20 protein-coding genes are annotated in these 19,873 nt (G+C 61.6%); 13 read left to right on the top strand and 7 right to left on the bottom strand.

Annotation, left to right across the window (positions count from 1 at the left end; genetic code table 11):
- The first annotated feature begins 326 nt into the window (after positions 1-326).
- From E3T50_RS05325 to E3T50_RS05315, 3 genes are all read left to right on the top strand, one after another.
- Positions 327-614, top strand: a complete 288-nt coding sequence (locus tag E3T50_RS05325; RefSeq protein ID WP_198417012.1) for a helix-turn-helix transcriptional regulator — start codon at positions 327-329, stop codon at positions 612-614.
- 63 nt (positions 615-677) lie between these two features.
- Positions 678-1,574 carry a metallophosphoesterase family protein gene (locus tag E3T50_RS05320; RefSeq protein ID WP_134550905.1) on the top strand — a complete coding sequence of 299 codons (897 nt, stop codon included), beginning with the start codon at positions 678-680 and terminating at the stop codon, positions 1,572-1,574.
- A gap of 1,038 nt (positions 1,575-2,612) precedes the next feature.
- Complete coding sequence (locus E3T50_RS05315) at positions 2,613-4,796, top strand: KAP family P-loop NTPase fold protein (RefSeq protein ID WP_134550904.1); 2,184 nt, start codon at positions 2,613-2,615, stop codon at positions 4,794-4,796.
- Between the two features lie 479 nt (positions 4,797-5,275).
- Here the strand turns inward: E3T50_RS05315 and E3T50_RS05310 are convergent, their stop codons facing one another.
- Positions 5,276-5,872, bottom strand: coding sequence for an HAD domain-containing protein (locus E3T50_RS05310; protein WP_134550903.1), 597 nt, complete (start codon positions 5,870-5,872; stop codon positions 5,276-5,278).
- A gap of 118 nt (positions 5,873-5,990) precedes the next feature.
- On the bottom strand, positions 5,991-6,440 hold the full coding sequence (locus E3T50_RS05305) for a hypothetical protein (RefSeq protein ID WP_134550902.1): 450 nt from the start codon (positions 6,438-6,440) through the stop codon (positions 5,991-5,993).
- A 296-nt stretch (positions 6,441-6,736) separates the two neighbouring features.
- On the opposite strand from E3T50_RS05305, the gene E3T50_RS05300 reads away from it, so the two are divergent.
- Together E3T50_RS05300 and E3T50_RS05295 are read left to right on the top strand one after the other, a co-directional pair.
- The gene (locus tag E3T50_RS05300; protein ID WP_134550901.1) at positions 6,737-6,925 is read left to right on the top strand and encodes a hypothetical protein; all 189 of its coding nucleotides are present in this window, start codon (positions 6,737-6,739) and stop codon (positions 6,923-6,925) included.
- Positions 6,926-7,280: 355 nt separating this feature from the next.
- Positions 7,281-8,018, top strand: a complete 738-nt coding sequence (locus tag E3T50_RS05295; protein WP_134550900.1) for a potassium channel family protein — start codon at positions 7,281-7,283, stop codon at positions 8,016-8,018.
- A 116-nt stretch (positions 8,019-8,134) separates the two neighbouring features.
- Here E3T50_RS05295 and E3T50_RS05290 read toward each other — a convergent pair whose 3' ends face one another.
- Entirely contained in the window at positions 8,135-8,800 is a 666-nt protein-coding gene (locus tag E3T50_RS05290) for a hypothetical protein (RefSeq protein WP_134550899.1), read from the bottom strand.
- Positions 8,801-8,979: 179 nt separating this feature from the next.
- On the opposite strand from E3T50_RS05290, the gene E3T50_RS05285 reads away from it, so the two are divergent.
- Both E3T50_RS05285 and E3T50_RS05280 read left to right on the top strand, forming a co-directional pair.
- Positions 8,980-9,261, top strand: coding sequence for a hypothetical protein (locus E3T50_RS05285; protein ID WP_206751312.1), 282 nt, complete (start codon positions 8,980-8,982; stop codon positions 9,259-9,261).
- A gap of 537 nt (positions 9,262-9,798) precedes the next feature.
- Positions 9,799-10,446, top strand: a complete 648-nt coding sequence (locus tag E3T50_RS05280) for a hypothetical protein (RefSeq protein WP_134550897.1) — start codon at positions 9,799-9,801, stop codon at positions 10,444-10,446.
- Between the two features lie 199 nt (positions 10,447-10,645).
- Here the strand turns inward: E3T50_RS05280 and E3T50_RS05275 are convergent, their stop codons facing one another.
- Complete coding sequence (locus E3T50_RS05275; RefSeq protein WP_134550896.1) at positions 10,646-10,888, bottom strand: hypothetical protein; 243 nt, start codon at positions 10,886-10,888, stop codon at positions 10,646-10,648.
- Positions 10,889-11,059: 171 nt separating this feature from the next.
- Between E3T50_RS05275 and E3T50_RS16150 the strand changes: the two genes are divergently transcribed.
- The gene (locus E3T50_RS16150; protein ID WP_166784204.1) at positions 11,060-11,197 is read left to right on the top strand and encodes a hypothetical protein; all 138 of its coding nucleotides are present in this window, start codon (positions 11,060-11,062) and stop codon (positions 11,195-11,197) included.
- Between the two features lie 10 nt (positions 11,198-11,207).
- On the opposite strand, the gene ychF is transcribed toward E3T50_RS16150, so the two are convergent.
- Positions 11,208-12,296 carry a redox-regulated ATPase YchF gene (gene ychF, locus E3T50_RS05270; RefSeq protein ID WP_134550895.1) on the bottom strand — a complete coding sequence of 363 codons (1,089 nt, stop codon included), beginning with the start codon at positions 12,294-12,296 and terminating at the stop codon, positions 11,208-11,210.
- A 64-nt stretch (positions 12,297-12,360) separates the two neighbouring features.
- Between ychF and E3T50_RS05265 the strand changes: the two genes are divergently transcribed.
- Positions 12,361-12,975 carry an exonuclease domain-containing protein gene (locus E3T50_RS05265; RefSeq protein ID WP_134550894.1) on the top strand — a complete coding sequence of 205 codons (615 nt, stop codon included), beginning with the start codon at positions 12,361-12,363 and terminating at the stop codon, positions 12,973-12,975.
- A 74-nt stretch (positions 12,976-13,049) separates the two neighbouring features.
- Positions 13,050-14,537: a DNA recombination protein RmuC gene (locus E3T50_RS05260; RefSeq protein WP_134550893.1), complete on the top strand. Its 1,488-nt coding sequence runs from the start codon at positions 13,050-13,052 to the stop codon at positions 14,535-14,537.
- Between the two features lie 109 nt (positions 14,538-14,646).
- Here the strand turns inward: E3T50_RS05260 and glpX are convergent, their stop codons facing one another.
- Positions 14,647-15,633 carry a class II fructose-bisphosphatase gene (gene glpX, locus E3T50_RS05255; RefSeq protein WP_134550892.1) on the bottom strand — a complete coding sequence of 329 codons (987 nt, stop codon included), beginning with the start codon at positions 15,631-15,633 and terminating at the stop codon, positions 14,647-14,649.
- A gap of 155 nt (positions 15,634-15,788) precedes the next feature.
- Between glpX and fbaA the strand changes: the two genes are divergently transcribed.
- Both fbaA and E3T50_RS05245 read left to right on the top strand, forming a co-directional pair.
- On the top strand, positions 15,789-16,814 hold the full coding sequence (fbaA, locus tag E3T50_RS05250; protein ID WP_134550891.1) for a class II fructose-bisphosphate aldolase: 1,026 nt from the start codon (positions 15,789-15,791) through the stop codon (positions 16,812-16,814).
- Between the two features lie 4 nt (positions 16,815-16,818).
- Positions 16,819-17,412 carry a DUF6264 family protein gene (locus E3T50_RS05245; protein ID WP_134550890.1) on the top strand — a complete coding sequence of 198 codons (594 nt, stop codon included), beginning with the start codon at positions 16,819-16,821 and terminating at the stop codon, positions 17,410-17,412.
- 21 nt (positions 17,413-17,433) lie between these two features.
- Here the strand turns inward: E3T50_RS05245 and E3T50_RS05240 are convergent, their stop codons facing one another.
- Complete coding sequence (locus E3T50_RS05240; RefSeq protein WP_134550933.1) at positions 17,434-18,474, bottom strand: 4-hydroxy-3-methylbut-2-enyl diphosphate reductase; 1,041 nt, start codon at positions 18,472-18,474, stop codon at positions 17,434-17,436.
- A 165-nt stretch (positions 18,475-18,639) separates the two neighbouring features.
- Here E3T50_RS05240 and xseA point away from each other — a divergent pair, with 165 nt between their 5' ends.
- The gene (xseA, locus tag E3T50_RS05235; RefSeq protein WP_134550889.1) at positions 18,640-19,869 is read left to right on the top strand and encodes an exodeoxyribonuclease VII large subunit; all 1,230 of its coding nucleotides are present in this window, start codon (positions 18,640-18,642) and stop codon (positions 19,867-19,869) included.
- Positions 19,870-19,873 lie beyond the last annotated feature (4 nt).

Below are 19,873 nucleotides of genomic sequence, written 5' to 3'. Positions count from 1 at the left end.
GGCGGGCCCCCGCGGGACCAGCAACACCACTCGCGGGGACGCAACCGTTTCTGTTGACGCATTCGGCCGATTGAGCCAGTTCCCAAGAGTGTTTAGACTGGCTCATCGAGCGTCCATGTGAGGTTCCGGCAATGGTCTGTTCTTGTAGAGCGGATCCTTGTTTTGGATAGGCACTGCTTAGCAGCTCGAGCGCTCAAGGACTGACGATGAGGGCGACCGAGCGAGCAACGATGACTGAGAGCAATTGCACCTGCCTGGGCTGGTATTTCCACGATAGTCAACAGTTGTGTACTGTGGTTAACACTTGTTGACTCTCCAATTGAGTAGTGTCGATCCCCAAGAAGAGCCTTACGCCCGTACCCAATCTTCATGCCAAGGTGGAATTTGAACCAAATTTCGATGCTCTGCGCAATGCTCTTGGAAGACGGCGGGCTGAATTAGGACTCACCTATGAAGCCCTCGCTGAACGTTCAGGGCTCAGCCGCACGGGGGTCATCAACCTTGAAGTGGGCAACCGTATCGGAACACTTGCGACGTGGTTCGCAATTGCGCGCGCAATCGATGTTCCGTTCGGGCAACTCATGGAGCAGCTCAACGAGCCAAATAGCAGCTAGATTTTCGAGCTTGTCTTCAAGCGTTAATTCGAATGGACATTACTAACCTATGAACTCGGCATCATGAGCAAAAGAGGCTTCACCCTGGAGGTGCCTCCGGGCGGTTTCCATCCCATGCCTTTCCCGAAGAACCTCCGTTCATCGTCCTCCCCTACCGGTGTTGAGGATCGTGTCTCGCTTGAGGACGCTGATCTCATCGGCGTCATGGGCGACATCCATGGTGACTTGATACACGCGCTTCAGGTCTTACGAATCTTTGCAGATCGTGGAATCAGAGCCGTGATTCAGCTTGGGGACTTCGGGGTAATTTGGCCCGGCGAGAATTGGCAAGTGTCTTTGCGAGACTTGTCGCGGGCCCTCACGCGGAACCGGCAGACACTTTATTTCGTCGATGGCAACCACGATTACCATCCTCGAATTCTTGGCTATCCGATAGACGAGAACGGCTACCGATGGGTGAGTTGGAATGTCGCTCACTTGCCTCGCGGGTTTCGAAGTCAAGTAGGGAAAAGCCACGTTCTTGCCGCGCTCGGCGGCGCGAACAGCACAGACCGCGACCTCCGAAGCGAAAATGTCGGTTGGTGGCCGACCGAGCAAATCAGCGAAGACGACCTCACCGCACTCGGCACGAAGCCCGTCGATGTTCTCGTCGGCCACGAATCGCCAATCCTGTACGTCCGGGATCCTGACCCACGAGTGCCCCCAGAAATCATGGAATACGCGAGGCAAAGCAACGAGATGTTCCGCCGGGCGGTTGTTCAGACTCGGCCCCAAATCACCTTCGGTGGTCACTACCACGTGCACAGAGACCAAATCGAGGAGTTCCCAACGCCAACTCCTCTGCGCGTGCGTTCAGTCGTCCTTGACATGAATGGAAATGACAGAGTCAGCCAGGCGATCCTCGACCCGAAAACACTGGAGATAGAGTTCTTACTTCGCAATGGCACGCCAGTTCCATAGCGACGAACATGAAAAGCATGGCCGCTCTTTTCCCTGAGGTGTGCCCAGCGGGTTCGAATACGGCTCACCGCGGACTCATTCGAACGGCGCGGACCCTCAGCCTAGGGATAACACCTCGCCGGAAACCTCTGCGAGCTTCGCTCGTAAGATGTCCGCCGCTTCGCTAACACGATGACGGCAGCCAGACCGGTTGACTTTCACCGTAACGGACACGATGCCAATGACGTGTGCGGCTTACCGAGGCCTCCGATTGGCGGTGAGCCTTTCGCGCCGGCAGTTGACAGGTGTCCATGAGATTTATATGAAAAGCGCAGATAGAAATTTGAGAGGTGCAGGAAAGAATGAGTGAAGCAAACTGGCGCGATGGCTGGCCCGTGTTTCGTGTGAGCCTTGTCGACGAGACAGCTCGGTGCCTGGCGGATCAGCAGGCGGCTGCTACTGGCGGGCGGCGGCCACGTTGGGATGCGCTCACCAGCGCCCAACAAAGCAATTTGGCGGAGAACATCGCTGGTATTTTCCTCGCTCAAGACCAGGCCATGGACAACTTAACCATGCGGGGTCTCGCTTCCTGACAGTCCACAAGTCCGACAACTCGAGCCGAAGCATTGCGGGCTCCAGCAACGGATGGAACCTTTCGCGGACAATCAGGCAATGAACCGCTCTCGCGGCAGGCGCCGGCGGCGATACGCCAGGCGCTGTTTGGCCGCCCACGCCGCTAGGGGGCGTTCCCGGTCGTAACCATCAAGCGCTCCGAGTCGTCCATGGTGCAGCAGTGCCCGCGCCCCAATAAGCCATATGAAGACCGGCGGTGGTTTTTGGACATGCGCAGTTGGTGTCGCTACCGGCATCTCATTCTTGGGACACATCGTTAGGGTGCAGCAGGCGAGAACCGTGCGTCGTCTGTGACGCGCTTGGTCATGACCCGTCACGCCATCCGTCCCCGGCCATCCGAACCCTTTTCACGAGGCGCCATGGCTGCAGGGCGGATGAATACCCCAGATGGTAAACAGTGGCTACGCATCTGCCATGCTGTGACCTATGGATGTCCTTCCCGAAAATCCAACTTGGCTCGGGGACGACCCGATCCTCGATACTGAGGACTCTCCCGATCGCCTAGGACGCGCAGACTACGCGGATGACGGTGCCCGGCTGCTCAATAATCTGAGTGTCAGCGGCAAGTCTTCGGTCGTGGCGCTCATTGGCGCTTGGGGATCGGGCAAGTCGAGCATGCTAAACATGATCCGTTCTCGGCTCGACTCTCACAAATCTGGAGAGCGGGCGCCCTGGATTATCGTCGATTTCAATCCTTGGTATTACTCGGATCTACCTTCTCTTCAAGTAGGTTTCTTTCGTGAACTGACCGCAGCCTTACCACCCGAGAAGTCGTGGGACAGCGTTCGCGGCAAGATATCCAGCATCGGTCAGGCAACGGCCCCGTTGGCGAGTGTCTTTGCCGGTCTTGGGCTTGACCCAAGCCAAGCGCTGTCTGCAATATCCAAAATGATCGGCGGCGACCAGTCTCTTTCAGCAATCCAACGCTCGACCGACGACGCTCTCAGAAAGGCGAACAGGCCGGTACTGATGGTCCTGGACGACCTAGATCGGTTGTCCCCTGACGAACTTCTTCTTGTCTTCAAACTGCTTCGACTGACGGGCCGACTGCACAATGTCCACTACCTCATCTCTTATGACGAGGACACTCTTCTCGACGCGCTGACGCGTACGGGCCTTGTAGGGGAAAACGACCAGAGGCGAGCGGTCGAGTACTTGGAGAAAATGGTGCAGATCAGACTCGATCTCCCGCCTCTCCGCGACCGGCAAATCGAGGCATGGCTAAATGCTGCAATCGACAAGTTGGCCGCCCGTATTGGTCTCGACACCGTTTCCCACCCATTGCAGAGATTCAGCTCGGCGTACTACTCGGTATTACGGCGTCGCCTCGATACGCCGAGGTCGATCGGTCGCTTTGTGTCGCAGGCGGAAGCATTCCTGCCCAAGGACGCGAGAGACTTCGATCTTGAAGACTATTTGATTCTCACCTGGATTCGAACGGCGGAACCGCTGCTTTACGCCATGCTTCGGGCAGAACGAGACTCACTTATCGGCAGTCGCGAGGCGTCCGTGGGCGCCATTCTGAGGGGGATGCACTCGAAAGTCTCGAAGGAACCGTGGGTTCGTCGGCTGAGTGCCGCGCATATTGCCGTCGAGCATCATGCTGATGTGGCCGACGTACTCTCAGACCTCTTTCCAAAATTCAATCAAGAATGGAACGAGACCAACCGAACGTCCGGCACACGCGATGCGACTGCACCGCGGATCGGAAATCCCGACTACTTCGACCGCTACTTTCATTTCGGCGTCCCAAACGACGACCTCTCGGACGGAGTTGTCTTCGCGGCGTACGCACAAATCTCGAATGGAACACTCGGTCACGAGCTCGACTTGATCCTCTCCGAATTCCCCGCCAAGGCTGGGCTAATCATTCCCAAGCTCGAGACCGCGAACGAAGCCAATCCCTCCGGCAGCCTCGCACTCTTGAGTTGGCTTGCCGTCCAGGATCCTGTCGTGCCGAAAAGCACCGACACCTTCAACGATCACCGGCGCCTGCGCGGCCTCGGTGCGCGTGTGTTCCTCGGTTTGCCTCCGTCGGACGTCTTGGTGGCAGTGGAGAGGGTTGCGGGAAAATTCGGCGGGCTCCCAATCCTGTCGGACTGGCTCCACCACGCCGGCGATGCAAAGGCCCACTACCGACTCACGGCTGAGCAAAAGTCCGCTTTTTCAAAGGCCGACGTGAGCTTCATTGCACACGTGGAAGAGCTTTTCGAATCACAGCGTGCTACATCCCCTCTTGAAATTAACCCGGGAATTTGGGATCTGATTTGGGATTGGTATCGCATAGACGTAGACGGCGCCCGCATCTGGATCGCGGCGGTCTTCTTGTCGGGTGACTGGCTCCCCCTAGACGTCGTGGCCCGGCTCGTGACATCGAGTAGAACCGTGGGAGTTCCCGATGCGCCGTGGTCGCTCAGTGGCCTCGACTTCGAGGCTTTGGACAATCTCGTCGGATTAGAATTTCTTTACTCCGCACTGGACCAGGACATTTTGACTGCATCAGCTCCGCCGCTGCGAGATCGTTCTGTGGAGGTCACGCCGGAGAGCCGCCGACAGTACGCACTTCAACTGCTGCGGCAGAAGAAGGGCGACGACGACGATCCACAGTAGTCCGACCATAAGCGGGCACAGATGGATACCGTCTTCGACCATGCCGGCGACGAGCCCGTACTTGCGGTGCCCTTCTTGCGATCTGGTGCTCTTGGTCACCGCCGTGGTTCAAGAGAGAAAATTACAACTGCCGTCTGCCGTCGCAGCGCAGTATGGCGGCGTTCCTGAAGGTGTTGTGCGGGCAGGGTATAGGTGTGGTCCACTTGGAGAGTGGACGCAACGCGTGTGAAATTCATGAGGGAGTCTGACCGACCAGCTCTGTGTCGGATGCTGGCGGATTCGGAAGACTTCCCTCCCCAGCTGCTATATCTCTACCGACGCCCGCGTAGTCAGCAACCAACATTTGTTGCCTGGCGTGGCGAGACTCTTGTCGGGATGCTGAACGGTTCGACGGTGCCGCGCTGCCGAGGCGAGCACGCCCCTGGCTCAAGTGGAGGGCCTGGTGGGCTGACGGGCCGCCACCGGGAATCCAGCGCATGCTAGGAGAAGGTTCCCTGCGCGATTCGCTCAGTGAAAGAACGGATCTCCGCCACCTGTGCGATATGCAGCCCTTGCTCCGGTTGCGTCTCGATAAATAAGTTCTGACCCCCGCCCACGACCTCTATGCTCCGCCGCTGTGGGCTCAGGAACCCGCTCGCGTGGCTGGTCAGCAAGTCGTCAACCATGACGATGGGAGCATTTTGGAGTCCGTTCTCTAGAAGCCACCGGCCTACGGCCAGGGCCTTCACCCAGATACCTGCAGCCATCTGGCCCCCGTACCGAGTCCCGATCTCGGCAACGTCGTACGGCGCCTCGAGCAGACCGACGGCCGGCACAAGCAGCCGATTCGCCGCGTGATCCCATGTGCTCGCCCAAATTAGTTGGACAAGCCCCTCATTGACGAGCTTGTTGAGGCCCGCCACCACCTCAGGGTCGAACCAGATTCTGGTTGGGTACGACAGGTCATCGGGGAAATCCAAGTCAAGCCGGCCGGTTCGAAGCCGAGGATCGGCTTCGCCCGTGTCTGTCGGACAGGCGAGGAGCGAACCGTCGACGTCCATGAACAGGGGTACCGGGCGGCGGACAACACGCGGCATGACTGAATCCTTCCGAAAATCTGTGGGGACTTGGCAGAGGAGAATTCCATCTCATCTCAGACCGACCGAGGACAGCAATTTTTCATGGCAGCAAATGCCAGCGCGTGGTCTTCGCCATCTAGTGGCCAGCGGTGTGAGTCTCCGTGATCGTGTACATATGCCGGCCAATCATGCCACTCCAGAAGCGGAGCCCGTCCGTCGTCTCGCCCTCGGATCGAGTCACCCGACTATCGGCGGCGTCACAACCGAGCATATCGGCGAGAAACCAGTCGACCTGAGCATCAAAACCAAGGCCACCCGGAACTTGGACCCGGTGAGCGAGATCAGTGTCGTCTTCGTGGACCTCGAGGACGGCCATGGCCCGTCCCCTCCGCTCCGCTGCTAAACGCTCAGCCAACTGGTCGCCCTCGTCGCCCAGTTCGAACACCCGCAAGGCAGGGCCGACACCGACTGGCTCGAGGTGGGCCCATTCCTTGAGATCCAGTCGGGCACGGCTGGCCCAGGCCGCACATTCTTCCCACGAGCCGACGAGGATGAAACGGGTGGACGGGCGCACATTGCGTGTCATCTCACCACGGTATCGCGGGCCACCGACACCGACGCCAGGCACACTGTCTTCCTGGACCTTGAGTTCGAGCAATGGCTGACTGTCCCGAACTAGGAACGCTTCCGCCCGGCTCGAAAGACGCTGTGCTGCGTCGCGAGACGGGCTCGACTGGAGCCCTGTCTGCGGGCTAGTCTGACTCTGAACTTGCGCCATCTGAGGGAAGAATCGCATGGTCAGTCCACGTCACTCCGCTGATTCGAGTACCCCCGCCGCGCCCGTCGAGACGCCCCTCACGCCGCAACTCGCCCGGAGCCTCGATGCCTGCCCTACCGATCCCTGCACTTGGTTTTACTATTCAGGAACGTGCAGCAAAGCAGAGCACGGCTGCCCGCACGGCCACTGCGGCAGTGATCACATCCATGCTCGAACTCGGAACGCCCAAGGTCAAGGTCGCCGACCGACTTGGACTCGCGCTCCGCGATATCAAGAAGTCTCCCATCGCCTGAACTTCGTGAGCTCTCAACGGGTGCGCCTCCGGTGTCGGGCACGATTGTCTTCGGTGTAGTGCCTGGGTCCAGTCGGTCCCGCCAGAGTGCCGCTGAGAAGTGCTGATCGGCACAACTACAGCCCTCGCTGCATCGCATCTATTCTCGAACTCAGCACGCTTCGTGGTGAGGTCGCCGACCGTTTGGGCATGTACACCCGTGACCGAGAACGTGACTGACGAACGTCACTCTCGTTCGAAGGCCCAACAACGTAGGCGGCCAGGTTGATGCGTTTCCGACCGGCCCAGAGCCTGACAAGCGCTGGCTCTCCACGAGACTGGTCGTCGATGGGTACGCGCGCTGACATCATCAAGGGATGACCCAATCTCGCTGGCAGCGCCTTTCTGAATGGCCGCTGACGGCCGCCGCAGTGATATTTCTCGTCGCCTACACATGGGCAGTCATCGGCGACCTCCGTGGCCCTGCTGACCGCGTTGCCGAAACCGTAATCACCGCCACTTGGGTGATGTTTGCCCTGGACTACCTGGCTAACCTCACTCTTGCACCCAGACGGTGGAAGTGGTTCTACACGCACGTCTTCGACCTTCTGATCGTTGCTCTCCCCCTCTTCCGGCCACTTCGACTACTTCGCCTGGTCACCCTGCTGGCTGTGCTCCAACGCACCGCCGGTGCCGCCTTCCGAGGCCGCGTCGTCATCTACGTCGCCGGCGCAGCGGCCCTGCTGGTATTCGTCGCCGCACTCGCTGTTCTCGATACCGAACGGGCCGCCCCAGATCCGACCATCACAAATTTTGGTGACGCTCTCTGGTGGGCATTCGTCACCGTGACAACGGTCGGATACGGCGATTTTGCTCCTGTGACAACACAAGGACGCCTGATAGCCGGCGCGCTTATGCTCGGTGGTGTGGCACTTCTCGGCGTCGTGACAGCGACCCTCGCCTCGTGGATCGTCGAGCGCGTTTCACAACAGGAAGAGGATGAGCAAGCGGCGACACGCGGTGAGATCCGAGCTCTGGGAGAACAACTTGCGCAGCTCCAGCACACGTTGAATCAGCGCTCAAACACCGCGGAATTATCCGTAAACGATCACTGAGCGCCGCCACGGTCAGCCTGCTCGGTACCTGCGTCCCGGGCTGCCTGCCTCAGCCATTTCTAAAACTGTGCGTTGGTCAAGCGGTTCGTTCAGCATCCACCGTCCTCATCCTTGACTCACACGTCTTTGGCGAGGACGGTGACAGCAATTTTTCCGACGACCGTCGTCAGTACATAGTTGGTCGAACCGCTGAACACGACTCCAACCCCAGCGGGTATGGCCTTTGCGGCGGTTTTCTGTAGGAAGGTCACGCCGACTTTCTTGAACAGCTCCTTGATCGTCACGAGAGCTGGGCCCCTGATGTACTGGAACACGAGCTTCTGGGCCACCTTCTCGACGGCCACCTTGCCGGTATTCGTTGCAAGCCCCTCGAGGGAACCCGCTAGCGCGAGGACGAAAGCGAGGTGCTTCTTGTCCTCACTACTCATTTCCTCCGTGAAGACGTCCACCAAGCACATACACATATCGATCTGGATCTTGAGACTGGCGGCAATGTCAGCTGCACCGCCCCCGATAACTGCGACCGCAGTTCCAACTCCGGGAATTACGCCGGGCAATGCGGCCGCCGCCCCCGTCGCAGCCGCGAATTTCGAGTAACGATCGATCACCTTCGAGGCGATCCGACGCTTGTCTGCAGGGGTCTCGGGCTCTCGCTCGAACTTCTTCCGGAAGGACCGGCGATACCCGTCTACTAGCTTCGCGGCATCCTTCGGCGAGATAGCAATCGCTTCGACGGCCTTCTGAAGTCGAGAAGGTCCAAGCTCACTGGTCGTGTCAGTCATAGCGTCCCCCAGAGTTCCAGTACCGACCTATCGGCGTCCTGCACCACTCACATCTTTGCATAGGAAAAATTGCGGATTTGAAGACGAGGACCATAAATTTGCTGCCTCGGTCGCTTGGCCCATGCTGAGCAGACTCAGCAGCAGCCAGGCCGTCGCGTCGTCGTCACCGAAACCTAGCGGTGATGATGCCCCTGGAAGCCGCTGAGTTTGACGGCGAGTTTACGATCAGCCGTGCCCGAAGTCTCGGCTCCCGCTGGGAGGGACGCGGCTTTGAAGAGAAAGCATGGTTCACGCGCGGGTACGCCAACGACTACATCGGCATCGGCATCGGCATCGGCATCGGCATCGGCATCGGCATCGGCATCGGCATCGAGCTTAAGACCACACCGGATGCCGCGGACGCGCTAGAACAGCTCTACAGCGCATTCCAGGTGTTCGGGACAAACGCTCTCTCGAACTGACTCGCAATCCCATTTTCAAAACGAAATGGGCCAGAAACCGGCCCACGTGCTTCGCACCAATGTGACGGACCGCACCTTCGTCCGAAAGTAAATGGCGCTCCTACCTGACGTCAACGAAGTCCTCATCGACATCCGACAGCGACTGTCGAGCCATCCTCAGAACCGAGGCTGGGAAGAAAAGTGGCCCGATGCCAAGGACTACTCAACTTAGGAGCGACCTCGGAAGAGAGCCTAAGAACGGGGATCAGCCAGCCGGACCCTGCTCATGTTTGCTGCTCGCCCCCTCCACAGACGCCGCGCTCGAAATGCGGCGAACATTGCTGATCGGATCGGAGGGCTCTGGACGGCCGCTCGAACTGCCTTGTCGCCCACGGGGGCGGCGAGTATGTTGTCCGCAACGAGCTGGAGGACGCAATGCATGGTGACGGTGTCGGCCGCGTAAGAGTAACCCTAGTTTGTGCGCTAGTTCTGACCGTGTGCACCGCTTGTAGCGGTACCACTCAGGTAGCGAAGTTGGCCCTGGGACGGGCGAATCAGGTGATTGATGCAGCGGTGCCAAAGATCGATGACGTGGTGGAAGCCCGAAACTCCTTGAAGGGAATTGCCGACGAGCAGTTATCTCCGGACGATTTGAAGCTGCGTAATCGTCTGCTCACGTCGACTGAAACGATGCTCGCGGACAATGACATCGCGACGCTGCGGTTGGCTGCGGATGTCGTTGACGCTCGCTACGCGAGTTATAGCCCGCAGCTGCAAGCTGGCGCCGATGGCGTGGTGGAGGCGACCCTAACACCCAGCGTGTACTCGGGCTCTTCGAAGTTCCGGGAGGATTTCGAAGAGGTTACCGCGGAACTGGTAGTCGATGCCGCGTGCCAAGGGATTTTCAACGTGATAGTACCGGACGAGCGACCAGAGGAGCCCGGGCGCGGATCCGAATGGACAAATGCCGGTACGCAGGCTGTCGCCAAGCTCGTCGCTCGCCAGTGGACTTCGAATACATTCGTCACCGTCGTCAACTGGGCGTATTACGCTCAGTCGATCGGCGAGCAGGGTGAGCAACTCGCTGCCAGCACCCGCGATGCCCCCGATTCGAACGCCGTGCAGCTGCTGGCACGCCCGCCGGTTGCTAAGGCACTGATCCAGTACTCGAGGCTGTGCTATAGCCCCCCGAGAACGGTGAATTGAACTGAGCGTAGCGGAAAGGACGCTGCCTGTCGTGCAGCCGGCGTCGTGCCTGCCCGTCGTTCGCACGCACCAACTCGTGGGGCTGGCGGTTTCTGCGACAAGTGCTACGCCGACCGAGCAAGAATTTGCAATTAATCGATTCGATTTACCGTAACCGAACACGCTGACCGGGTCGGCGAGGGCCGGAAACGACAAGCCCTCACCGTTGGTGACTGGCCTTTTCGAGTTCGATCCGAATAACGCGATCAACCACGCGATGATGGGCGCGGAAATGAGAACACCCAACCACGCAGCGACCCGAACGACGAACTTTTGCTTGTACCAGCGCTCTGCGCCCACCGGCGATGACCAGCACGGCGCTCGGCGTGCTCTGAAAGAACTTCACCATGACGCTCTTCAGCCCCTCGGTAGACACGTGCGACGGATTCGTGATCGTGACCATGATGCGGCGCTGGCCTGCCCATAGGTACACAGTAGAACGAGTTCTGGCGTCCGACCGGACCGACAATCAATAGAACGAATACTTATAGCTGAGGCTTAGATCGTCGAGGACCGCCCGCGCTTCGGAAGGCGTCTTCCGGTTGATCGTCACGCTGTCGTCTGACGCTTTGAGATGCACGGACTCCGCCTTAAACTCGCCAAGGTCGGCGGCGGCGGTGAGCAAGATCGCGCCAGCCTGCTCGTAGAGAACCCACAGGTCGACGGGGCCAGGGACTTTGCCGTCGACTACGGCATCGAAGTAGTCGGCTAAGGTTCGTTCCTTACTTCTGGCCAGAGGTTGCTTGAAAGCGGAACTCCACCACGTCGCCGTCTTGCATGACGTATTCCTTGCCCTCGATGCGCGCCTTGCCTTTGGAACGGGCCTCGGCAATCGAACCGGCTGCCATGAGGTCCTCGAAGGAGAAGATCTCCGCCTTGATGAAACCCTTCTGGAAGTCGGTGTGGATGACTCCAGCGGCCTGCGGCGCGGTCCAACCCTTGTGAATGGTCCAGGCGCGGCACTCTTTGGGGCCGGCCGTGAGATAGGTCTGCAGGCCGAGGGTGTCGAAGCCGATGCGCGCGAGCTGGTCGAGTCCACTCTCGGCCTGACCGGTCGAGGCGAGCATCTCGGCGGCGTCTTCGGCGTTGAGTTCGCTCAGCTCGGACTCAAGCTTCGCGTCGAGGAACACGGCGTTCGCCGGAGCGACGAGCGCGGCGAGGGTGTCGAGCCTGGCCTGGTCCTGCAACACGGCCTCATCGACGTTGAAGACATAGATGAAGGGCTTGGCGGTAAGCAGGCCGAGTTCGCGGATCGGCTCGATGTCGAGCGTGGCCGAGGACAGCGGCTGGCCGCCGTCGAGAATGGCCTGCGCCTTGAGCGCGGTCTCCAGCACGATGGCGGGCAGCTTGCGGCCCTTGACCTCTTTTTCGAAGCGCAGCACGGCCTTCTCGAGGGTCTGCAGGTCGGCGAGAATCAGCTCGGTGTTGATGGTTTCCATGTCGCCAGCCGGGTTGACCTTGCCGTCGACGTGGACGACGTCGGGGTCGTCGAAGCCGCGGATGACCTGGGCGATGGCATCCGCTTCGCGAATGTTGGCGAGGAACTTGTTGCCGAGCCCCTCCCCCTCGCTCGCGCCACGCACGATGCCGGCGATGTCGACGAACGACACCGGTGCCGGCAGCAGGGCCTTGCTGCCGTAAATGGTTGCCAGGTCGGCCAGGCGCGAGTCGGGAAGGTTCACGATTCCAACGTTGGGCTCGATCGTCGCGAACGGGTAGTTCGCTGCGAGCACGTTGTTCTTGGTCAGGGCGTTGAAGAGGGTGGACTTGCCAACATTGGGCAGTCCGACGATTGCAATAGTAAGAGCCACGAGAGATCATTCTACCGGCAGCTCGAGACGCGGGCTCTGTCGGTGGCCCGTGAGAACATAGGGGGTGCTGAATTTCACCGCGATCGATTTCGAAACCGCCAACTCCTCGAGCGCCTCGGCGTGCTCGGTCGGGATGGTCAAAGTGCGTGACGGCATAGTCGTCGATTCGGCCTACTGGCTCATTCAGCCGCCGCCCGGTCACGACGCTTTCTCCGAGTGGAACACCCGCATTCACGGCATTACGGCGGCGAATGTCGTGGGTGCAGCCACCTGGAGCGAGCAACTGGAGCGCCTGGTCGCCTTCGTCGACGGCGACGACCTTGTGGCCCACAATGCCGGGTTCGACCTCGGCGTGATCAAGACGGCGTCGCTCGTGACCGGTCAGCCGGTGCCCGACATTCGCTATGTCTGCAGCCTGCAGGTGGCCCGCCGCACCTATCATCTGGAGTCGTATCGGCTGCCGGTTGCGGCCATGGCGGCCGGTTTTGAGGACTTTTCGCACCATAACGCTCTCGCCGACGCCGAGGCGTGCGCGGCCATCATCATTCACGCGGCCAAACGCCACGAGGTGGACACGCTTGAGCAGCTCGCCCACGTGACCCGGGTCAAGGTCGGCGTCATCGGGCCGGTAGCCACCAGGGAACACGCACAGACGCACGGTCCGATGGCGCTCAGCTAGTCAGGCTGCGTCAGCAATTCGCTTGATCCGAGTGTCATTTCGGCGATGTCGGTGGGCGCTGGCAGACTTCAAGCATGGATCCACTACTGAGTTTGATTGTCGGTCTCGTCATCGGCGCTGCCCTGGGCGCCCTGCTGACTCTGGTACTGGTGCAACGTCGCCGCTCGGGCGCTGCCGGCGACGACCCGGTCGTGGACGACCCCGCCGTTCTTGAGGCACGCCATCAGGTGGCCCTCGCCGAGGCCCGGGCCGGCGAGGCAGCCGTTCGCGCCGCCCTGCAGAGTGAGTTATCGGCCGCGCTCGCGACGGTCGACGGTCTCACCGCGCAGATCGACCATGACCGTGCGCGGGCGCGCGAGACCGTCGAACGGCAACGCTCTGACCAGCAGTTGCAGTCCGAGCGGGAGAAGCGCGAACACCTCGTGCTGGAGGCCCTCAGCCCCGTGCGTGAGACCTTGCGCACCATGCAGGAGAAGGTCACCGAGCTGGAAACCCAGCGCAGCGCACAGTACGGTTCGCTCTCGGAGCAGCTCAAGCAGGCCCAAATTTCTGACCAGCAGCTACGGGTGACAACCGAATCACTCGCGAGCGCGCTGCGTTCCAACAGCACCCGCGGCGTCTGGGGTGAAACCCAGCTGCGGCGCGTTGTCGAAGCCGCCGGCCTCGCCCAGTATGTGGATTTCACTACGCAGACCAACATCAGCACGGATGCCGGGCTCGGCCGCCCGGACATGGTCGTGCGCCTGCCCGGCAACAAGTCAATCGCGATCGACGCCAAGGTTCCGCTCGAGCACTACATCGAGGCGAGCACCATTCCCTATACGGCCACCGGCGAGGAAGGCGCACGTCGCAAGGTACTGATCGACAAGCACGTCAAGGCCGTGCGCGCTCACATCGATGCCCTGGCCAAGAAGACCTACTGGGAAGGGTTCGATGCCAGCCCGGAGTTCGTGATCGCGTTCATTCCGAGCGAATCCCTGCTGTCGGCAGCGCTCGAGGCTGACCCATCGATTCTGGATTACTCGTTCAGTAAGCGGGTGGCTCTGGCGTCGCCGGTGAACCTGTGGGCGGTACTCAAGACGGTGGCCTTCACCTGGCAGCAGCAGGCGGTGACCGATGAGGCGCAGAAACTCTTCGACCTCGGCAACGCCTTGTACCAGCGACTCGGTGCGCTGTCGGGCCATGCCGAGTCGCTGCGCAAAGCGCTGGAGCGCACGGTGGACAGCTACAACAAGTTCGCCAACTCGCTGGAGTCCCGGGTGCTCGTGACCGCCCGGCAGTTTCCGGGGATTGACCAGACCAAGATCGGGCTGCTCACCGAACCGGCCATCATTCACGATTCACCGCGCAAACTGACCGCGCCCGAATTGGAGGCACCGGTATCCGGTGTGGACGCGGCAGAGCTGGACACCGCCGAACTGGACACCGCCGAGCCGGACCCGGATGGACTCGCTGTCAGTGAACTCGCTGTCGATGAACTTGATGTTGATGTTGATGTTGATGAAGTCGATGCCGTCGAACTGGACCTGACCGACTTCACCGACACCGACGTACGTGTGTAGTTCGAAGCACGATGCAGAAGTTTGAATCGAAAAACTGCACGTCTCGGGTTTGAACGAACAGACTCGAGGCGTGCAGTTTCGGTGACGAACCAGCGTTCGATCGGGGCGCTTACAGCCACTTCTCGGCGAGGTGCTCCGCGATGACACGACGGGACGTGCCCGAACGTGAGCGCAGCACGATGCTTTCGGTGCGAATCATCGGGCCCTTGCGACGCACACCGTCGACGAGTCCGCCATCGGTCACACCCGTCGCCACGAAGAACGTGTTGTCTCCGCTGACCATGTCGTCGATCTCGAGCAGCTTGTCGATGTCGAGCCCGGCCGCGACGCCTCTGGCGCGTTCTGCGTCGTCCTTCGGGGCGAGGCGTCCCTGCATGTAGCCGCCAAGCGCCTTGAGCGCGCAGGCCGTGGTGATGCCCTCCGGGCTTCCGCCAACGCCGACGCACATGTCAATGCGGGTCTCGTAGCGGGCAGCATTGATGCCGCCGGCAACGTCGCCGTCGAGCATCAGACGGGTACCGGCACCGGCGCTGCGAATCGCGTCGATCAGGCCGGCGTGGCGGGGGCGGTCGAGTACAGCGATGGTGATTTCCCCCACCGGCTTCTTCATGGCCTGGGCCAGGTCACGGATGTTGTCGGCAATCGGCTGGTCGAGGCTGACGACGCCGCGCCCGGCCGCACCGGTGACTATCTTGTCCATGTAGAAGATCGAGGAAGCGTCGAGCATAGTGCCGCGGTCCGAGACAGCGATGACGGAGATGGCGTTCTGACGGCCGGCGGCCGTGAGACTCGTGCCGTCGATGGGATCGACGGCGATGTCGCAGGCGGGGCCGCGGCCATTGCCGACGTGCTCGCCGTTGAAAAGCATGGGGGCATCATCTTTTTCACCCTCACCGATCACGATGAGTCCGTCAAAGTTGACGGTGCCGAGGAAGACTCGCATGGCGTCGACGGCGGCCTTGTCGGCAGCGTTCTTGTCGCCGCGGCCGATGAAGGGAACAGCCCGGATAGCGGCGGCCTCGGTGGCACGCACGAGCTCCATGGCGAGGTTGCGGTCGGGATGTTGAAAAAGGGTGGCGGTCTCAGTGCTGTTCATAAGGTCCTCCCGGACGTAAGTTCGACTTCGATTACGACGGATGCGCGGCGGATCGCGCGGATTGTCCGCCCAAGTCACCCTATCGCGGCGGACTACGCGGAGGCGGGCGTGGTTAGACTCGGGTCACACCCCCGCACATTTTTCGAGGAGAAGCAATGCCCATCGCAACCCCCGACCAGTACGCCGCAATGCTCGACAAAGCGAAGACAGGCGGGTTCGCCTACCCGGCCTTCAACGTGTCGTCGTCGCAGAGTATCAACGCCGTTCTCCAGGGCCTGACCGAAGCCGGCTCCGATGGCATCATTCAGGTCACCACCGGCGGTGCCGACTACTTCGCCGGGCACACCGTGAAGAACAGGGCCTCCGGCGCGCTCGCCTTCGCCCGCTTCGCTCACGCGGTCGCCGACAATTACCCGATCACCATCGCGCTGCACACCGATCACTGCCCAGAGGGCGCACTGGGCGACTTCGTCATTCCGCTCATCGAAGCCTCGGAGTCGGCGGTGGCCGACGGCGGCCACCCCATCTTCCAGTCGCACATGTGGGACGGTTCGGCCATCGCGCTCGACAAGAACCTTGAGATCGCCACAGACATTCTGAAGCGCACCCGCGCGATCAACGCCATTCTCGAGGTCGAGATCGGTGCCGTCGGTGGTGAAGAAGACGGCGTTCAGGCTGACGTGAACGAGAACCTGTACACGACCCTCGATGACGCGATCAGAATGGTTGAGGCCCTCGGCCTCGGTGAGCAGGGCCGCTATATGGCTGCCCTCACCTTCGGCAACGTGCACGGCGTCTACAAGCCCGGCAATGTCAGGCTGCGCCCGGAACTGCTCAAGGAGATCCAGACCGGCCTCTCCGCCAAGTTCGGACTCGAAGCGCTGCCGCTCGACCTGGTCTTTCACGGCGGCTCCGGCTCGACCGATGCTGAAATCGCCGAAGCCGTCGCCAACGGCGTCGTCAAGATGAACATAGACACCGACACCCAGTATGCCTTCACCCGCTCGATCGCCGATTACATGCTCAAGAACTACGACAGTGTGATCAAGGTCGACAGCGAAGTTGGTAATAAGAAGGTCTACGACCCGCGTGCGTGGGGCAAGGTAGCCGAGTCGGCCATGGCCGCGCGCGTTGTCGAATCCACCCGCCAGCTCGGCTCCGCCGGGCATTCAAACAGTTAGAGCAATGTCAGAGAACCCGGACTCCGTTCCACCCCCAGCAGCAGACCCCCGCCCCCGCCCCCAATACGGCGAACTTGCCCCCGAGGGCTGGACGTGGCGACCTCCGCAGGAAGAAGACCGGGTTGAATCCGCTCCCGCCCCCATTGTCGGGGCGGGAGCGGGCACGCCATTGCGCGCAGAACAGTCGATTGCTCCGGTGGCACCGCAACGGCCTCACCAGCCGGTTCGGCGCATCGTGCCCGGTTGGGACCGGCCGCTGACCATCGGGCTGCTGGCCTTCGGGCTCCTGGGCACCCTCTATGGCGCGTTTTCGCTCGGCGCACTCCCCGACGCGATGCAGCTGATCTATACCCAGCAGGGCCTGGGAACCTACACGCCAGCCGCCGGTCTTGGGCCTCTGACCTCGGTCGGAGCTATCGCGCTGGTGTTCGTCTGGCTGGCCGCCTCGGCGGTGTCGGTGCGTCTGCTGCTCCAACGCCGCCGAGCGTTCTATATCCCGATTATCGGCGGTGCTGTGTCGATCGTGGCACTGTTTGCGTTCATCCTCGCCGCGATGCTCAGCGACCCGACCCTCATTGAGTTTCTCAGCCGTCAGTAGCTGACTCGGTTACCCGGTCGACTATTCAGCTGCTGCGACGCGTCCACCGAAGGCGCGGGCATCCGTTTCGCCGGAGAGGTCCTTGCGCAGCTCCTTGGGCAGCGAGAAGATGAGGTCTTCTTCGGCGGTCTTGACCTGTTCCACGTCGTTATATCCGGCGTCGGCGAGCGCCTCAAGCAATTCGTCGACGAGTTCCTCGGGAACGGATGCCCCGCTCGTCACCCCGACGGTCGCCGCGTTGTCCAGCCACTCCTGTTTGACCTCGCTCGCGAAGTCGACGCGATACGCGGCCTTGGCGCCGTATTCCAGGGCCACCTCGACCAGGCGCACCGAGTTGGACGAGTTAGCGGAGCCGACCACAATCACCAGGTCGGAGTCGCGGGCCACCTTCTTGATGGCGACCTGACGGTTCTGGGTGGCGTAGCAGATGTCGTCGCTCGGCGGATCCTGCAGGTTGGGAAAGCGCGCCCGCAACCGGCGCACGGTTTCCATGGTCTCGTCGACGCTCAGCGTGGTCTGCGAGAGCCAGACCACCCGATCGGGGTCGCGCACGACGACCGTGTCGGCTTCGTCGGGGCTGCCGACGAGGGTGGTGTGCTCGGGGGCCTCACCGGCGGTGCCCTCGACCTCTTCGTGACCTTCGTGGCCGATCAGCAGAATCTGAAAATCGTCGCGGGCGAAGCGCACGGCTTCGCGGTGCACCTTGGTGACGAGCGGGCAGGTGGCGTCGATGGCTTGCAGGCCGCGCTCGGCGGCGGCATTGACCACGGCCGGGGAGACGCCGTGGGCGCTGAAGACGATGTGCGCGCCGTGCGGAACTTCGTCGACCTCGTCGACGAAGATGGCACCCAAATGCTCGAGCTCGGAGACCACATGGATGTTGTGCACGATCTGCTTGCGCACGTACACCGGGGCGCCGTAGTGTTCGAGCGCCTTCTCGACCGCGATGACCGCACGGTCGACTCCGGCGCAGTAACCGCGAGGCGCAGCGAGCAGCACCCGCTTGTGTCCGACCACCGGGGTATCCTTAAGCCTGTTGCGGGCGCTCGGGATGCGTGGCATGCCCAAGCCGATAACGGGCGAGGTGCTCTTGGCTTGCGCTGTGTTCGTTTGCGCTGTGCTTGTTTCAATCGCGGTCTTCACCGCCTCAGTCTACGCACGCACGACCGAAAAACTCTGGGAGGACCAGCCTGTGCCCCAAGCCAGCCCAACACCAAGGACCACGGCATGACGGATGCCCCCGCCACCGTCGAGACACCGTGGCCGGTCGCCCTGCTCTCGGGCAAGATTCGCGGCTATATCGAACGTCTCGGCATGGTCTGGGTGGAAGGTGAGATCACCCAGTGGGGGGCCAGCGGCGGCAACGTCTACGGCAAGCTCAAGGACCTCTCCGAAGATGCCACGGTGAGTTTCACGATCTGGTCGTCGGTGCGCGCCAAACTCACCGCCGACTTCAAGGCGGGTGACCGCGTCGTCGCGCTGGTCAAGCCCAACTTCTGGGTCAAGGGCGGCACGCTCACCATGCAGGCCTTCGAAATGCGCCACGTCGGGCTCGGCGACCTGCTGGAACGGCTCGAACGGCTGCGCAAGCAACTCGCGAGCGAGGGTCTGTTCGACGCCTCCCGCAAGAAGCGCCTGCCGTTTCTGCCGCACTGCATCGGCCTGGTGACCGGAAAAGATTCCGACGCCGAGAAAGACGTCATTCGTAACGCCCAGCTGCGCTGGCCGGCCGTCAACTTTCGGGTCGCTCACGCCGCCGTGCAGGGTGATCGCGCCGTCGGCGAGGTCACCAGTGCCATCGCGCGTCTCGACGCTGATCCCGAGGTCGACGTGATCATCGTCGCCCGCGGCGGCGGCGATTTTCAAAACCTGCTCACCTTCAGCGATGAAAGCCTCGTGCGCACGGCAGCAGCCTGTGTGACGCCGCTGGTCAGCGCGATCGGGCACGAGGCCGACCGTCCGCTGCTCGACGAGGTGGCCGACCTGCGCGCGTCCACCCCGACGGATGCCGCCAAGCGCGTCGTTCCCGACGTCAGCGACGAACTGAACCGGGTGCAGCAGGCCAGGGCGCGTCTCAGCAGCCGGCTCACCGGCATCCTCTCGTCGGAAATCGATCGAATCTCGCAGTTGCGCAGCCGCCCGGTGCTCGTCGACCCGCGCTGGATCATCGATTCTCGCAGCGAAGACCTCACCCGCTACGTTGCGCGCGGTGCCGAACTGACCGGGCGCATTCTTGAGCGCGCCGAGGCCGCCGTGCTGGAGTTGCGCTCTCAGCTGCGCGCCCTGTCCCCCCAGGGCACCCTTGACCGCGGTTATGCGATCGCCCAGCTGCCCGACGGCCGCGTGCTGCGCCGCGTCGGAGATTCCCCGGCCGGTACCGAGCTCCTGCTCACCTTGGCCAGCGGCACGGTACCCGCCACCGCGAACGCCGCCGTGCTCGCCACCGTGTCGAGATAATTAG

The organism is Cryobacterium gelidum (assembly GCF_004403985.1).
Classification (GTDB): domain Bacteria; phylum Actinomycetota; class Actinomycetes; order Actinomycetales; family Microbacteriaceae; genus Cryobacterium; species Cryobacterium gelidum.
This window is presented reverse-complemented; position numbering and strand designations above follow the sequence as displayed.

Bases quoted from the DNA above. Each gene is read 5' to 3' on its own strand.
- E3T50_RS05320 (WP_134550905.1), top strand. From the start codon at position 678: ATGAGCAAAAGAGGCTTCACCCTGGAGGTGCCTCCGGGCGGTTTCCAT.
- E3T50_RS05315 (WP_134550904.1), top strand. From the start codon at position 2,613: ATGGATGTCCTTCCCGAAAATCCAACTTGGCTCGGGGACGACCCGATC.
- E3T50_RS05310 (WP_134550903.1), bottom strand. From the start codon at position 5,872: ATGCCGCGTGTTGTCCGCCGCCCGGTACCCCTGTTCATGGACGTCGAC.
- E3T50_RS05305 (WP_134550902.1), bottom strand. From the start codon at position 6,440: ATGACACGCAATGTGCGCCCGTCCACCCGTTTCATCCTCGTCGGCTCG.
- E3T50_RS05300 (WP_134550901.1), top strand. From the start codon at position 6,737: ATGCCTGCCCTACCGATCCCTGCACTTGGTTTTACTATTCAGGAACGT.
- E3T50_RS05295 (WP_134550900.1), top strand. From the start codon at position 7,281: ATGACCCAATCTCGCTGGCAGCGCCTTTCTGAATGGCCGCTGACGGCC.
- E3T50_RS05290 (WP_134550899.1), bottom strand. From the start codon at position 8,800: ATGACTGACACGACCAGTGAGCTTGGACCTTCTCGACTTCAGAAGGCC.
- E3T50_RS05275 (WP_134550896.1), bottom strand. From the start codon at position 10,888: ATGGTCACGATCACGAATCCGTCGCACGTGTCTACCGAGGGGCTGAAG.
- E3T50_RS16150 (WP_166784204.1), top strand. From the start codon at position 11,060: ATGCACGGACTCCGCCTTAAACTCGCCAAGGTCGGCGGCGGCGGTGAG.
- E3T50_RS05260 (WP_134550893.1), top strand. From the start codon at position 13,050: ATGGATCCACTACTGAGTTTGATTGTCGGTCTCGTCATCGGCGCTGCC.
- glpX (WP_134550892.1), bottom strand. From the start codon at position 15,633: ATGAACAGCACTGAGACCGCCACCCTTTTTCAACATCCCGACCGCAAC.
- fbaA (WP_134550891.1), top strand. From the start codon at position 15,789: ATGCCCATCGCAACCCCCGACCAGTACGCCGCAATGCTCGACAAAGCG.
- E3T50_RS05245 (WP_134550890.1), top strand. From the start codon at position 16,819: ATGTCAGAGAACCCGGACTCCGTTCCACCCCCAGCAGCAGACCCCCGC.
- E3T50_RS05240 (WP_134550933.1), bottom strand. From the start codon at position 18,474: ATGCCACGCATCCCGAGCGCCCGCAACAGGCTTAAGGATACCCCGGTG.
- xseA (WP_134550889.1), top strand. From the start codon at position 18,640: ATGACGGATGCCCCCGCCACCGTCGAGACACCGTGGCCGGTCGCCCTG.